Below are 14,610 nucleotides of genomic sequence, written 5' to 3' on the forward strand. Positions count from 1 at the left end.
GAAGTCCACGAGCCATCCACCCCCTGGGAACAGCCGCTGAACCAGCCACGGCGGCTTACTCTGTAGCTACCCATTTAACCCGACGAATCAACCACCTTACTCGGTTAGGGTAAAAACGTATCCACTATCAGATCCGTCAGCTGATGGCTAGTCCAACCGGCCCACATACTTTTTGCCTTTAACACGGCTCAAGCCATTAGCCCAGCCCCTAATGCAATGGCTAGACTCTTTTCGGTTAACCCGTGGGCTAGGCCAAACACCACCGACGTCCACACCACAGCCCAAAGTCGAGTCCAGTAGCGAACGCAACAGGCTAGCAGCAACCCTCGACAAATGATCTCTTCATACAGATTGGTAACCCCATTGATACTATAACTATACATGTCGACTTTAGAACTGAAGATTTGTCCCGTTGAAGCAGCGATCAGTAAGGGAATAGAAGCTAGTATAAGCCCGGCCATAAGTCTATATCTTAACGAAGGGAACGTATACCTAGTCGTTCCACTCCACTGGTCATTATAATTCATTTTTAGCCAATACTTGCCGATAAACAGGAGGGCAAGTGCTAAGGGCAGCAGCCCCAAAAGCCCATTTCCGTAATCATAAAATAGGACATGATTCAGTTTGTCGTTGAATCCCAACAAGGGCACCACAACTGGACGCGTCACTTGAATAGCATATAATCCGGCGAAGATGAAGCTGCTCAAGGCGAGTGGAATGTAAATTTTGTCATTCAGTAGGCGCGTCCTACCGCCAATAAATCCGAGTAGTGCCAAAAGTAAGCAGCCAACGGTCAGGATTAAATAGTCATTCATCAAGGTAATTTAGCCAATTCAGTCGATTGCTAAGCCCGACTTGGGAAGCAAAAACAGGAATGCCTTCATCTCATCTTGGGAAGCGTTTTATAAGGTAATGATTTTTTGATGCAATTCGTAGCACATGGTCAATACCAACCTAAACGCATCCGCTCTCGCTACAAACCAGTTCATTAGAAATAAAAAATGGGGTATCACTAGTAAACTAGATTTTTAGTTTACATTTGTTCTCCCTTGTTCCTCACTTAATCTGGAGCTAAAATGAAATCATTTCAGACTGCTTTCGTGCTCGTTTTTAATTTAACCATCTGTATGGCCCAGTCTAAGGAAGCACTGCTTCCGAAATTGGATCTAGCGGGGGTGCTTACGGTGCACATTAAGTCAGTGCCACAAGCCCAAACTTTTCTGGTAAAGTTAGATACCTACCATAGCTTCCCTCAGTATGATGTGAGTTCTGTTCGGGACTCTGTAACGGTGAACCGAAGTGAAATATACGTAAACAGCTCATTTAGGAGCGTAGGCCAATCGTTTCTGACCATTGCCGATTCGACTTATTTACTCGTAGGGGCACCTGGAGATACAATTCATCTCTCCATTTTAGCGAAACGGGGTGAGGGTCATAAACAGCTATTGGTCACCTTTGTGGGCAAAAACAAGGAAGTCCAACAGTATTATCAGGCTAAAACCCAAGCGCTGAATGATCCCATACAGGCCTGTATGAATGAGGGAATGCGGGCGGTCAATCTCGTTCCTTTTAAGAAAATGATGGATGAAACCTACCAAAAACAGGTTCAGTTCTGGCTGGATTATCAGACGAAGCACACGTTACCCGATTGGTTCAAAACGTACGAAACAAATGCACTAAATTACTCAGACGCCTGGCTTAGAGTATACATGGTTTGGTACCAGACCGACTATCAAAAGAAAAAACAGGTGATCCCTGACTCGTATTACGCCTTTAAAAACAGAATTAAGGTCAAGAATGAGGCTGTCATGTACCAATATGACTATCTGCGATTTTTGCGTGAACAACTCTTCTGGCAGATGCGTCAGGATAAACAAGTCCTCTCATCGCAAGGTCTGCTGGATTACGCCAAACAGCAATTGGGCCTAAACCTAGGCTCTTTTTTTGAAATTTGGGAACTGAGCGGCTCGGTTGACAATCCAAACTGGGTTAAGACAAAGTTCAATAAACCATTCCCCGCTCACTATCAACACCTCGTCGATTACATCAGGCAACGCGCTAGCAGCAATGTGAAGTTTCTACGGTCTGGTGATAAGGCACCCAATTTTGCTTTAGTCGATGCGAATGATTCGCTGATCACCCTCAAGCAGTACAAAGGCCAAGTGGTTTACCTGAGTTTCTGGTTCACGACCTGTGGGGCATGTATCAAGGAAATGCCTTATGAAAACAAACTGGTTGAGCAGTTTAAAGGTAAACCAGTCAAAATTGTAAGTATCTGCATTGGCACACCAGGAGCGGCCGATAACCAACAATTGCCCAAGTGGAAAGCGGCATCGAAACGGTTTGGCTTAAAAACCATTGATCTGTACGCCAACCGTGCGTGGACCAAAACGTTGAGTGAGAACTACATTGTGAGCACCTATCCTCATTATGTGCTAATCGGTGCCGACGGAAACATTATCGAAAACTTCGCCGACCGTCCCAGTCAAGGTATTACTGCGAAAATTGAACAGGCCTTGGCCGCAGGGAGTAACTAAAAATTGGCGTCATTTGCTGTGAAGCCTTTATCTGGGGCGGGTCAGGGCAAGGCAGCGGTAATAAAAAACAAGTGGCTCATAAGTTCCTTAAAAGGATTGATACTAAGTATCCTTAGGTAGATGGGCGTTTTTGTCGTCAACTAAACTGCTCTGTAAAGCCCACCACATTTATAGGAGTTACCGGTTTAAGGGCACCTAATGGGGGTAGGTGGCGGATTCTATAACAGCAGTTGAATGTCTTAAGTGGGTTAACTACTTCATCATAAAACACCCATTTCTCGAAGCAGATACATGAACATGCCTTACTCTCATTTTTGGGAGCATTTGTTGAGATTAATTCAACGTGTTCAAAAAAATACATTGTTTAATGACAAGGGACGGATTTCGCAAGCAAACTCAGCCTAAACAGAACACGAGCGAAGTTCACGCTACAAATTGACCCATTGACCTGTCAATAAACCAGGTTGGTCCTAAATAATCCGGAAGAGAGCGATGCAAGACCTATTTTTGTCGCATAAGTTCGTCCCTCATTTCTCCTTATGTTTCACTCTATTGCCGGTTTGGTGCATCTGTTAGCGGCTTTATTGGCCATCCTAACCGGTACCTTTGTTTTTCTGAATACAAAAGGGGGGTGGCTCCATAAGCGACTGGGATATACCTACATCGCGAGTATGCTTACCTTGAACCTGACCGCTTTCCAAGTGTATCATTTAACCGGTAAATTCGGCCCCTTTCATTGGCTAGCCGCCATGAGCTTAGTGGGGTTGGCTGGGGGAATGCTTCCCGTCTTTCTGCGTAAGCGGATTCCCAACTGGATTTATTGGCATTACAACTTCATGAATTGGTCGGTGGTGGGTTTGTATGCGGGTTTTTGGGCTGAAACCTTTACCCGCCTGCTACCGATAGATCAGTTTTGGCCTGTTGTCTTTCTTTCGATGCTACTAACAGCGCTGGCAGGGGGCTACCTGATACGCCGGCATGCGTCTCGGCTCCCTCATTGGTACTCCCCCGAACGACACAATAGCTAAAAGATAGGCACTAATTGTCTATATACAGGTGCATAGTAGGTGATGTCTTACTGCCGGATTGGAATGATTTAGCAACACCGCCACTTAAGATCAGTTTTATGCACGAATAGAAAACAGCCAAACTCATTTTTTTGAAGCATTTGTATGATGGCTCAACCGTCTCATTTGGGAGGGTTAGTTGAGCTTGTTGTATGAGCAAATGCTTTATAATAGTAGCCGCATTTATAGTCTTAGCGAGCCACGGAATGCCCTGGCTCCATAGTAAGATTCTGCACCGCTATGATACACGAAAACATGGCCGTAACGGTAATCCGCAAACAAGGCACCACCCAACTCTCTGATATCAGCCGGAGTTTTCAGCCAGCTCGATGTTTTCGTATCGAACGGTCCAACTTGCTGCAAGGCCCGATATTGCACTTCGGTTAACAACTCAATGCCCATTGCCGCAGCCATATCCATCGCGTTGTTGTCCGGTTTGTTCGCTTTCCTGGACTCCTGCCCCTGGCGATCATAGCAGGCACTTCGGCGGTCTTTAGGACTTTCCGCACAGCAGTCGTAAACGATGTATTCGCCCGTCTGTTTATCCTGACCAACAATATCCGGTTCACCACCGGTTCGTTCCATTTCACTGAGTGACCATAGTTTGTCAGGATTAGCTTCTAGCCTGGTCTGTACTGAAGCCCAATCAAGACCTGGGTGACGGTTCCTGTTTTTTTCAAAACGGGCTTCCAATACGTTGAGTAGTTCTTGACGTTGTTGGGATGATAATTCCTGTTTCTTCGTGTTCATAGCATTTATTGATTAATGACAACAATTTTCCGTTCCGTAAGTCTGAAATACCACGATACCACCGTTAGGATTAGCAGCAACAATGAGAGGAATAGCTCCTCGAACTGAGACAAAGTAGCATTCATACGATTACTAGTCAGCGTGTTTAGTGTGGTGACAGATCAGCAAATAACAGCAAGATTTTGCGCAGAAAAGTCGCTCTCGATGTCGGTCTTTTCGTTGCTCCATTTAACGTTGAATAAAACGACTCGTCTATGAAAAATATACTCGTGCTCTTTTTAGCCATGGTAACCAGCGGCAAGGTCTTTGCTCAGATCGATACCATCAGCTATGCCAAAGAACGGCAGGAAATTAGGGAGCTGATGCAGCAGCGAAAACCCGAAGTGCCCATTGATGGGTAGTGATTTCATTGCGGTTGGTCCTAAAGGTGATAGTTCCTTTTCGCACCAACAATGGCAAGGAGCACAAGCCAAGGAGAAAGTGGTTTTTAAATCTGTGCGTCCAGTTGGTAGTAGATGACCATGAGGTGAATTTGAAGGTAAGGCGACTAGAAGTGTATCACAAGATGGCCAATGGCTGGTGTCGAATCGCCGGACAGGGCACGGAGGTCGATGAGAAGTTGTTTCCGGTAAAAGCGAATTAAGGGGAGTAGGCCTAAGTCGGAAAGGCGAACGATATCGTTAAGCGCTCTTTTGGGGATACCCGTATAAAATGCCAGACAGGTTATTTTGCGTCGGCGAAGTAGGGCTGAACCTGTATGAGTTGCCTGGACTTTCTAGGCCCTGACATAGGCATGCCAATTCGTTTCAGGCTCTACTCGCCAATTTGTGGAGGATGTACCAAGTAAGTCAGAACGGGAGTAGTACTACCATTTAAGATACCTACGTAAACCAATCAATAGTCCCACTGGTACCTCCGCTACTTCATACTACACGACAACGTCGTATCGGGTGTACCCAATTATTCATAGGTACACCCGATACGTTTGTAACGATTGTGACGATCAATTTGGCCTCATACGACTCCTCGACGAGGTATACCTAGACCGGTAAACCTCCTCCATTGGCTGGAATCGCGGTACATATGGTACACCTGTCTGTTCAGGTATACTGGTTAAAAAAGAACAATAGACGAACCGTTGTAAGATTGTGTAATGATGAATGTGATACGAACCAAGCGACAACGCAGCTACTAGCGGAGCCTACCCACACAGACAGCGAATGGGCATGTGAGCACTTGAAAGCCTGCTACCGACCCGATACAGCATAGGACATAGAGCAAATACACGTATTGTCACTCTGGGACAAGTGGCCAACTACGACCTCGATACGACCGCGTACTATCAATAGGTAATACTCAGGAGCACCCGGCCTTGCCCACAGCAATTGGCGGGTCGAATTGGTCCATTACTTACCTTAAACAGGTAATACCGAGGTCGGTATTGCCGCTAAAACTTCCACTGATTTGGCAACTAAATCAATAGAAGCTTTACCGTGTGATCAGTAGTCATTCTAGAAGTCCGGAGCTTAGGATAACTCTGGGTGCTGGTTTCCAAATTTCCCGAATGTTGCTTTTCATTTCAGATCCTTGCCGGCAATATCCTCCCAGCGGTAGTAATGAAACGTTTTCCCTTCCGACATGGTTACGAACAACCCATGTGGAAACTGCTTACCTAATGGGATATTCGTTACGTCGGAACCATCGCTAACCTGAGCGGCTACTTTTACTACTTTCAGTACTTTATAGTCATTCGGATTACCCGATTCACCTTCGCGTCGAAAGATATGGAACTGATTCGCCCCCTGGTCCGAAACAAGCAAATAACCCGTTTTAGGCCCTGTTTTATAGATCGAAATTCCTTCGTGGTCTTCGGTAAAACCTGTTTTTGCAAGAAGGGCTAATTCTTTATTACCCTTTTCAGGATCAGCGTAGTATTTGCGAACGCCAACGCCTTCGTCAGAGTAGTAGACATAGCCCAGTTCGTTATCTACCGCAATGGATTCAATCTCTTTCTTGCCACTGTACAGACCAAATTTCCGTACGAGTGTGGCCTTGACCTGGCCTTTACCATTGTCTTCGAGCCTATATTGGCCAATGTAAGACCCGTTGGTAGGACCCGTTTTTCGGCCAACCATCGCATACAATACCCCCGACGGATTTTTATAAAGCGCAATACCCATTAAGTCCCGAAAACCATTGGCGGTATCGCCAACGAACATATCAAGACCGCCGTTATCAACGGGTTTCATGTCGGGTAGCGCGAAAATTCGGAGCTTATGCGTGAATCGTTCGGTGGTGACGGCAATGTCAGTTGGCTGGCCACCCAGCAATAGGCCATAGGCAATATCGACGTTATTAGGCCGCTTGAGGCCGTGAATTTCCCGAACAATTTTACCCTGAAGGTTAAACACGTATAGACCACCGTCCTGGTCCTTATCGGTGCCAATAACAAGACTTTTTGTGGGATCGGCAGCGTTAATCCAGATGGCCGGATCGTCGGTATCGTGCCGAACCGTGTCGGTGATGTATACGGGCTGAATGACAGATGTCTGGGCGGTTTCTGAATTAGTTGATTGCGCGGCAGGCTGCTGGCAGGCCGAAAGCAGTAACAATAGACAGGCAACTGAAGACGTAAGTTGTTTATGAACCCATAAACTCCAGGAATGGCGCTGTGTCATCAATAAAAGACGATAAAAATGGGGAAACCAGAGTGGTGTCGGTTTTTCAAAACCGACACCACAGGAAATAGGTTGATTATTAATTCGTACCTGAAGCACCAATGGTTGTTGATGGCGCAGGTGATTTATAGAGTGTGCCATTGGCAAACGAAATGCCGTCAGCATATAACCGTGTGAACGTTGTGATGCCTTTACCAATGGCTGGTGATCCTGATTGCAAACGGAAATCCCAGGCTGTGTTGAAGGTTGCGTTTTTCTGGTCCGTATTTAGCGGGTAATTGACAAACTTCGGATTGTTATCGCCCGCAGTCTTGCTGATGACATCGTTCGTACCGGTCAGGATTTCCGAGGAGGGCTGAAAATTTGTTACGCCTTCGGCCGTATAGTTGTAATACAGATTATTGCTCACTTTAGAACGGGCATCTTCCGGGTTTTTAGGATCGCGCTTAATACCAAACCGGTCGTTTGCCAGCAAGTTGTTGTACAGCTCCGCCCGAACGGCAATTTCTACCCAGATCGACCCACCTTTAATGGTTGGCCGACGCCAGCCTGCATTCAGGATCGTGTTGTTGTAAGCAATCACGTAAGCCTGCGGTACACGATCACCGGTGTTGGAGAGTTTCAGCGCGTTCGTGTTTGGGCTATAGATCGTGTTAAACGCGACATCGGCCTGAACCCCCGATTTGATATTGATGGCATCACCACCTGATATACCTTGCGTGTAAATTTTGTTATTGGCAATGATCACCTTGCCGCCTTCGATGTAAAAACCATCTTCGTTCTGATTATTCAATCGGCTATTTACAATAACCAGCTTTCCATTGACATTCGAGTAGTTTACGGCTGGTACGTGATTACCGGCGGCTGCCTTGTACAGGCCCGCTTTTACGGACGGTGAACTCTCTGTCGTTACGGCTCCGCCATACTCAAGAATGGCGTTGTCGATCAACAGTTCGGTACAAGTTGGTGCCGCAATAATGCCGCCCCACAAGTTACCCCACTGATTAGCCGTTGTTTTCCAGGCATCGGGTACCGTGAATTTTACCGGGTTGGCCGACGTGCCCATCACGTATAGATTGCCTTTCACGATCAACTCAGGTTTCACCGTCGAGTCGCTAAAGATTACGCTAACTCCTTCCTCAATGACCAATGACGTGCTGGCTGGAATCTGCAAATGCCCAGTAATTTTATAGGTATTGCCTTTGGTCCAGGTCCCTGATACATCACCCGATACAGCTTCTTTCACAATGGGCGTTGTCGAAGGCGTTACGGTGTTATTGTCATCGCTGCTCTTGGAGCAACCGACTAGTATTGCAGCCGACAGGGCAGCTAGAATAATTACTTGTTTCATTATTAGTTATTGATTATGAACTCGTTAGTTAACTTATCTTTACAATTTATATCGAATCCCCAGCAGATAGGAGCGTTGGTAGAAGTCGCGTCGAATGAGGGTTTTGCCGGATTCATCCTGATTCGGCACATCCGAATTTTTGCTGTTTACGTTTTTGATGAAAATCTCTGTTGGTGTATTAAGCAGGTTATTGGCCTTGGCAAACAGCAGGAAACTTTTGCCCACTTTCTTTTCGATGGACGCATCCATTTGAACGAAACCTTTCTGATACAGGTCGTTGTCAACAAACTGCGACACGGTATTGATGCGGGGACCGGTATAGCTAGCTGCTAGCTGACCATCCCAACCGTGTTGCGTGTCTTTATAGAGTAATGATAGGTTCGCGATGTGCGCCGACTGTCCATAGAGTGCCCGCGTCTGGTTGACGGTGATGGTTTCCAGGTCGCCCTGCGCATTTCGAATTCGCTTCGACTTGGGTGTCGTGATGCTGGAGTGCGTGTACGTATAGTTGGCTTTAATACCCCACTGACGGAAATATTTGATGGCGTCTATCTCAAGCCCGAGGTTCGTTGCATTCCCGAAGTTACCCGGTCCGTAGTACAAATCCTGTCCCCGGATTGCGTCTTTTTGCAGCGTATATTCAATCGGGTCCTGAATGTGTTTGTAGAATAAACCAACCATAAACTGCTCCAGCGGACGGGGGAAAAACTCATACCGAAGGTCAACGTTGTCGGCAATGGCCCGTTTCAAATTTGGGTTACCCCGTTCCTGATATTCTTCATTGACAATCCGATAGGGAACGATCTCGAAAAAGCCGGGCCGGTTCAGCGACCGGAAGTACGACAGCCGCCAGTTCGTCCGTTCATCTGGCCGGTAGCGAACGTGCAAACTCGGGAGCACATCGGTATAAATCTGGCTTCCGGTTGGATTGTCTTCACCAATCGGGAACTTCATGGCGTATCCCTGATCAGTGTGTTCAAGGCGAACACCGCCGGTTACTTCAAGTGGCTGATCAGTGGTGCGGAATTGCAGATAACCGGATGTTGTCGTCTCTGTAGCATCATAATTCAGGGCCGAAGCGACGGAGCCCAGTGGGTTCTGAATGGTCCAGGCAATCTGATTGTAGTCTGTGAAATCAACCCCGTATTGAGCGAATGGATTGCTTGGTCGGAGCGTATAATTATTGTAAAAGTTAGTGCGCTGCTTATCGCGGTATAATCCACCAGCCAGCCAGTCAACGGCTATGCCAGCCAGCTTACTTTTCAGTGTCAGATTCAAATAACCCGCCAGGTCATTGTCAGTATTGTGCTCCCATCGCCGTTGTCCATCCTGCACGGTAGTCCGTTGCTCCAAAAAATTCTTGCGGATACCCAATAACGGAACATAGGTTTGATCAGGAACTTCACTGGTGGCCGAGGAATACACCGCCGACCAGTTAATGGCAAAAACCGAATTGACCTGATGTGTACCCTGAAGGGTACTGGTATAAATCTTCTGCTTCGTCAGGCGCGAGCGGGTTTCATAGCCAAGGGTTGCATTGCCTAATACCGGATCGAATCCACCAATACCTAGTTCGGTTGTTTTCGTCTCCCGTATTTGCTGATTAGTCAGGCTAATCAGCGCGTTGAACCACTGGATTTTGTTACGCTCATTCACACGAAAATCCATCTTGGCATGGATACCGTAGCGGGTTTGCCGTTCCGAAAATTGTCGTTCACTTTGTTTCGTGAGGGTAACACCCCGGAGTGTGTCCACCACATCACCAGTGAAGAACAGGCTGTTACTACCCCGGTAAGTATTCTGTAAACTTCCGGCCAGCATAATCCCAAACCGCCGATTGAAAAATCGATTGCCTACCGCAAAACTGCCCAGTAAATTCGGTGGTGGAGCCTGGCTGGAATAAGTCGTGGATGCCTTGTTGAAATCCGAGAATTTAGCGATGTACTGACGCCCAAATTGCTCGTAAGGCGACTGTGAGTTGATGTTCTTCGTATCAAAACCAGCAAACGGGCGATCAAAAAACAGTTCGCTATAACCCGATGAGATGTTCGCTAGAATGGTTGGGCGGTCGGGTGCGTCTTTCATCACCAAGTTGATGGCTCCTCCAATGGCATCGCCCTCCATACTCGGGGTGAGCGCTTTGTACACATCAAGTCGGTCGAGGAGTTCAGCAGGAAAAATGTCAAGTGGTACGTACCGATACCGGTTATCGGGACTAGGAATCTTCACCCCGTTGACCAGCGTATAGTTGTACCGTTTGTCCATGCCACGCAGAATGGCATACTGTCCGTCGCCATTGCTGTTACGCTCGATAGATATGCCTGATACACGCTGAATTACGTTGGCAACCGTCAAATCGGGGGAGAGCTCAATGGTTCGACCCGATACTATGTTGGTCACTTGTAAAGCATTGCGCTCAAGGTCACGGGCGGTGCGGTCGCTACTGCCATCGCGTTTGGCTTTTACCGTAACCTCGGTAATCTGGCGATCGGTTTCAGTCTCCAGTGATACGTCCAGTGTGATTACCTGCTCAGAACTTGTTACCTCAATGACGCGCGTGGTTGTTTTGTACGAGACGTAGCTTATACTAATTTTATATGTTCCGGTAGGTACGTTTTTAATTAAATAGGAGCCATCTAAGCCCGACACGTTGTAGAGTTTGGTATTCTCCAGAATGAGTGTCGCCCCAATTACGGGCTGACCAGTGGAGGCATCAATGGCCCGCCCCCGGATTATACCGCCCCGCACATTTAGTACGAGAAGTAGGCAAGCGATTGTCAGTAATAGTCGGTTCATACTGTTTGCGAATGACAACTAATCACAAACCAGCCTACTGGCAACGGCTGCGTTTAATTGTGTCGCAAAGGTGAGGGTAAGGGGAGGAGTCGGGCAAATCTAACCCATGAACAAAAAGGCAACAAGGCGTTTACGAGCGTAGACAGACAGGCAACAAGCGAAATATTTTTAAAGTAAATACTTGATATTCAATAGGTTGTCTTTATATGCAATAGCCATTATGTTATTGTTACCAAACTGTTTCCTAATTGTGACGTGTCGTGAAAGCAGCTAAATCAGGCTATTTTCGGGAGGTGGAAATGCGGAAGAAGAGAAGCGCTGAATATAAGCAGAGAGCGATTCTCCTTCGGCAAGTCCGATTTTTTTGCGCAGCCGGTAGCGAGATACCCGTAGGCTATCTAATGAAATTCCGAGCAGCGTGGCAATATCGGCCGAACTAATATTCATTTTCAGTAAGGCAATCAGACGCAGATCGGTAGCAGTTAAATCAGGAAACCGTTGCGTTAACTGGGTGAAAAAGTGGGGATGAACCTGATCAAAAATGGTTCTGAAGTCAACCCAGTATTTATCCTGACTAAAGTTCAGATTAATTTTTTCTACCAGTTGCCGGAGTTGCTTCTTCTGATCTCTCTTCTCATCTTTCAGGATAGCGTTCAGGTCTCCTTTCAGTTCTTCCAACACCTGATTTTTCTGAATGATTTGTAGCGTATGGGTAGTCAGTTCCTTGCCCTTTAAGTCAAGCTGTCCTTTCAGATTTTCCTCTTCCAACTGCTGGTTCTTTAGCTCAACCTGCATCAGTTCGTTCTGGGTCTGAAAAATTTGCTGATTTTGCTGATTGAGCGCCTGTTCGTTCCTGATTTTCAGTCGCTGCCGACTGATGATTACTGCGCCAAGAACACCACTTAAGACTAATACAATACTGGCAGCGATAATGATCGTGAAGTCGATTTGCTTTTGGGCATTCAACTGTGCAATCTCGCTGTCTTTCCGCTCAACATCATACAGGGTTTGTAATAAAGTAATCTGTCGGGTGTTTTCAGCCGCGTAAATCGCATCGACCAAATCACGACTTCGTTCCAGATAGGCGTAGGCACTATCGGGCTGATTCAGTAATCGATACGTTTTGGCAATGTCGCGAAGAGCAGCACTAAGCTGGTATAACTCGCCTTTTTGTTGCGATCGTTGCATAGCCTCGCGGGAGAGTTTCAATCCTTGCTGATAACGGCCCGTTTTCCGGAAAATATCGCCGAGATTGTTGATGATTTCAATCTGACCAATCTCATCATGGGTTTGTTGAGCTAGGGCCAGCGCATTCTGATAGTAGAAATGAGCAGAGTCGTACTGGGCTTCATCTTCAAAAATACTGCCCAGATTCTCATAAATCTTCGTCAGGCTGGTTACATCCTTTACCGCCTGACTATTCGCCAAGGCTAATTTCTGGTAATGATAAGCTTGTTTGGGGGCCTGTCGTTTTTCGTAAATATGCCCGATGTTGGCATAGGTCTGAGCCAGGCCTTCGGCATTGTTCCGTTGACGATAAAAAGCAAGGGCCTCATTAAATTGGTTCATTGCCCGGTCGACCTGTTCGTTATAATAGTATACGGTGCCAAGCTCGTTGCGATTACGGGCTAGCCGGTTTGCATCGCTGGTATTGAGGAATATTTTCTGGGCCCGCAGAAGATAATCGATCGCCTGAACATAACTACCCTGATGGTATAAAAGTAGCCCGATCTGTTGCAGGCAATCCCCCTCGGTCTGTTTATCATTCTGGTTAATGGAATTATCCAACATGACCTTAACAACCCGGTAAGCCGAGTCGGGATTCTCGCGGGATAGCTGTTCCGTATTGGTAAGAACCTGAGCTGATACCGGAATGCAAAAAATAATCCAGGCGACTAGGCATACGAGTTTCAGACAAAGACCGGGAGCACAGCATGACTTATGGACATAAACGAAACACATTCTGTAGGGATTAATCGAATCTATAAAGATAGAAATTCGTCATGCTTCCGTAATGTGAAGCTTTTGTTACTAAATGGGTACGCTCCCGGCCTTGGTTCAAACTATCAGATCAAGTGTTCTCTTTAAAGGCATACACCAGGCCAAAACTGAAGCCTAACCACGGACTCCACTGACCCGTTAGCAAAGGCGTTAATTGCGCTTTCCAGAAACCCGTAGTCCGCACATTATAGCGAAAATAATGCCTTACCCCTAGCAGTGGGCTTCAAAGGTCGGCCGTTCCGAAGTCTTTCCGCATATAGAGGGCATACACCCCACCCCCTTCTAAAAACGTGGAATTAGCGGCACTGGCGGGGGGGGGTAGCCTTTAGTTTTGCCGTTCAGCAGGATATTCCAGCTCACCGCGTGCGGCAAACTACACAGCACCGAGCGGCTCAGCGAGTGGCCAACGCCCCCTCGAAGTACCAGAAATCCCTTCCGTGACGCCAAGGGGATATGTTCCGCATTGATTGACAGGACGGGGCTGAACCCGCCCCAACAGGCAGTAGCAACAGCACACTGATCAAGATCGGTAAACGACTGATGAAACGAATCGTATCTTCCACCATGCAGGAAGCACACACATGAATCTTTGTCTTAAGTTGGATGAATATATGAAACGATTATTTTTAACTAGTGCTAACGCTGGTTGGTCGCATACCAACCAAAAATTAGCGGGTAGCTTTATCATCCAGGAAGCGTTTCTGCCTTTTCAAACCCTCATCCAGTGATTGCTGAATATAAGCGATACTTTTTATAGCCTCCGGTGTTGACGAGCGTTGGCGAACCAGTTCTAGGTCAGTTAGATTTACTTCTTCGATGCGTTGGTTGATCCATAAAAGATTGCCGAATGGGTCTAGAATACGGCACACCTTTTCGCCGAACCAGAGCGGAGTAATCTTCGTCACCGACGTGGCACCCAATTCTAGCGCTTTCTGGTACGCTTTTTCAATGTTTTCAACATAGATATTTAGGAAAGCGGGCGTAGGTCCCCATCCTGCCCGCGAATCGAAGAGCACTAGCATTGCATCGCCCAGTTTCACTACAGCATGAATGATCAACCCATCTTTATTTTTAATTCGACGGCTTGGGATCTCTTCTGCGCCGAAAGCCACCGCTAGAAAATCAATCATTTTATCGGTCGATGAAGTGATAATCCAGGGGGTAACAGCAGTGTAACTGTCTGGTACAAGCTTGATAGTTGGCGCTGTGTTGTGAGGCATGATCTTAATCTATTTAACTTGTTAAATTCAACTCTACGCGCATCGACGACATGTTTTCAATCAGTGCTCGACTGCAATGTTGGCACTCTTATTGGAGATATGATCACGAATAGGCTAGCTAAAGTACAGAACTTACTGCTGGAGCCGACTTGCCACCCCGCTTTTCTAACATCGAAATCATTCTCGTCTCATTTAGGAGCGATTTACGAG

General features: G+C 46.7%; 10 protein-coding genes. 3 read left to right on the top strand and 7 right to left on the bottom strand.

Annotated elements, in window-relative coordinates; all coding sequences use genetic code 11:
- Window positions 1-188: 188 nt before the first annotated feature.
- Window positions 189-815, bottom strand: a complete 627-nt coding sequence (locus tag GK091_RS09550) for a CPBP family intramembrane glutamic endopeptidase (protein ID WP_164036721.1) — start codon at window positions 813-815, stop codon at window positions 189-191.
- A 312-nt stretch (window positions 816-1,127) separates the two neighbouring features.
- On the opposite strand from GK091_RS09550, the gene GK091_RS09555 reads away from it, so the two are divergent.
- Window positions 1,128-2,537 carry a TlpA family protein disulfide reductase gene (locus tag GK091_RS09555; protein ID WP_164036722.1) on the top strand — a complete coding sequence of 470 codons (1,410 nt, stop codon included), beginning with the start codon at window positions 1,128-1,130 and terminating at the stop codon, window positions 2,535-2,537.
- Window positions 2,538-3,076: 539 nt separating this feature from the next.
- Window positions 3,077-3,565: a DUF2306 domain-containing protein gene (locus tag GK091_RS09560; RefSeq protein ID WP_164036724.1), complete on the top strand. Its 489-nt coding sequence runs from the start codon at window positions 3,077-3,079 to the stop codon at window positions 3,563-3,565.
- Window positions 3,566-3,787: 222 nt separating this feature from the next.
- Here the strand turns inward: GK091_RS09560 and GK091_RS09565 are convergent, their stop codons facing one another.
- Window positions 3,788-4,354: a DUF4256 domain-containing protein gene (locus GK091_RS09565; RefSeq protein WP_164036725.1), complete on the bottom strand. Its 567-nt coding sequence runs from the start codon at window positions 4,352-4,354 to the stop codon at window positions 3,788-3,790.
- 254 nt (window positions 4,355-4,608) lie between these two features.
- Here GK091_RS09565 and GK091_RS09570 point away from each other — a divergent pair, with 254 nt between their 5' ends.
- Entirely contained in the window at window positions 4,609-4,755 is a 147-nt protein-coding gene (locus tag GK091_RS09570) for a hypothetical protein (protein ID WP_164036727.1), read from the top strand.
- Between the two features lie 1,173 nt (window positions 4,756-5,928).
- Here GK091_RS09570 and GK091_RS09575 read toward each other — a convergent pair.
- The 5 genes from GK091_RS09575 to GK091_RS09595 form a co-directional block, all read right to left on the bottom strand.
- A complete protein-coding gene (locus GK091_RS09575; protein WP_246202181.1) occupies window positions 5,929-7,173 on the bottom strand; it encodes a phytase in 1,245 nt (414 codons plus the stop codon).
- Window positions 7,112-8,383, bottom strand: a complete 1,272-nt coding sequence (locus GK091_RS09580; RefSeq protein ID WP_164036729.1) for a right-handed parallel beta-helix repeat-containing protein — start codon at window positions 8,381-8,383, stop codon at window positions 7,112-7,114. The genes GK091_RS09575 and GK091_RS09580 overlap by 62 nt, the downstream gene beginning before the upstream one ends.
- A 39-nt stretch (window positions 8,384-8,422) precedes the next feature.
- Window positions 8,423-11,179, bottom strand: a complete 2,757-nt coding sequence (locus tag GK091_RS09585; protein ID WP_164036732.1) for a TonB-dependent receptor — start codon at window positions 11,177-11,179, stop codon at window positions 8,423-8,425.
- A gap of 270 nt (window positions 11,180-11,449) precedes the next feature.
- Window positions 11,450-13,141, bottom strand: a complete 1,692-nt coding sequence (locus tag GK091_RS09590) for a tetratricopeptide repeat protein (RefSeq protein ID WP_164036734.1) — start codon at window positions 13,139-13,141, stop codon at window positions 11,450-11,452.
- A 707-nt stretch (window positions 13,142-13,848) separates the two neighbouring features.
- Window positions 13,849-14,400 carry a VOC family protein gene (locus tag GK091_RS09595; protein ID WP_164036736.1) on the bottom strand — a complete coding sequence of 184 codons (552 nt, stop codon included), beginning with the start codon at window positions 14,398-14,400 and terminating at the stop codon, window positions 13,849-13,851.
- Window positions 14,401-14,610 lie beyond the last annotated feature (210 nt).

The sequence above is a fragment of the Spirosoma agri genome, from assembly GCF_010747415.1.
Classification (GTDB): Bacteria; Bacteroidota; Bacteroidia; order Cytophagales; family Spirosomataceae; genus Spirosoma; species Spirosoma agri.

What these genes read in the sequence shown, in the direction of transcription:
- GK091_RS09550 (WP_164036721.1), bottom strand. Translation starts at nt 815, where the DNA reads ATGAATGACTATTTAATCCTGACCGTTGGCTGCTTACTTTTGGCACTA.
- GK091_RS09555 (WP_164036722.1), top strand. Translation starts at nt 1,128, where the DNA reads ATGGCCCAGTCTAAGGAAGCACTGCTTCCGAAATTGGATCTAGCGGGG.
- GK091_RS09595 (WP_164036736.1), bottom strand. Translation starts at nt 14,400, where the DNA reads ATGCCTCACAACACAGCGCCAACTATCAAGCTTGTACCAGACAGTTAC.
- GK091_RS09565 (WP_164036725.1), bottom strand. Translation starts at nt 4,354, where the DNA reads ATGAACACGAAGAAACAGGAATTATCATCCCAACAACGTCAAGAACTA.
- GK091_RS09575 (WP_246202181.1), bottom strand. Translation starts at nt 7,173, where the DNA reads ATGGCACACTCTATAAATCACCTGCGCCATCAACAACCATTGGTGCTT.
- GK091_RS09580 (WP_164036729.1), bottom strand. Translation starts at nt 8,383, where the DNA reads ATGAAACAAGTAATTATTCTAGCTGCCCTGTCGGCTGCAATACTAGTC.
- GK091_RS09585 (WP_164036732.1), bottom strand. Translation starts at nt 11,179, where the DNA reads ATGAACCGACTATTACTGACAATCGCTTGCCTACTTCTCGTACTAAAT.
- GK091_RS09590 (WP_164036734.1), bottom strand. Translation starts at nt 13,141, where the DNA reads ATGTGTTTCGTTTATGTCCATAAGTCATGCTGTGCTCCCGGTCTTTGT.
- GK091_RS09570 (WP_164036727.1), top strand. Translation starts at nt 4,609, where the DNA reads ATGAAAAATATACTCGTGCTCTTTTTAGCCATGGTAACCAGCGGCAAG.
- GK091_RS09560 (WP_164036724.1), top strand. Translation starts at nt 3,077, where the DNA reads ATGTTTCACTCTATTGCCGGTTTGGTGCATCTGTTAGCGGCTTTATTG.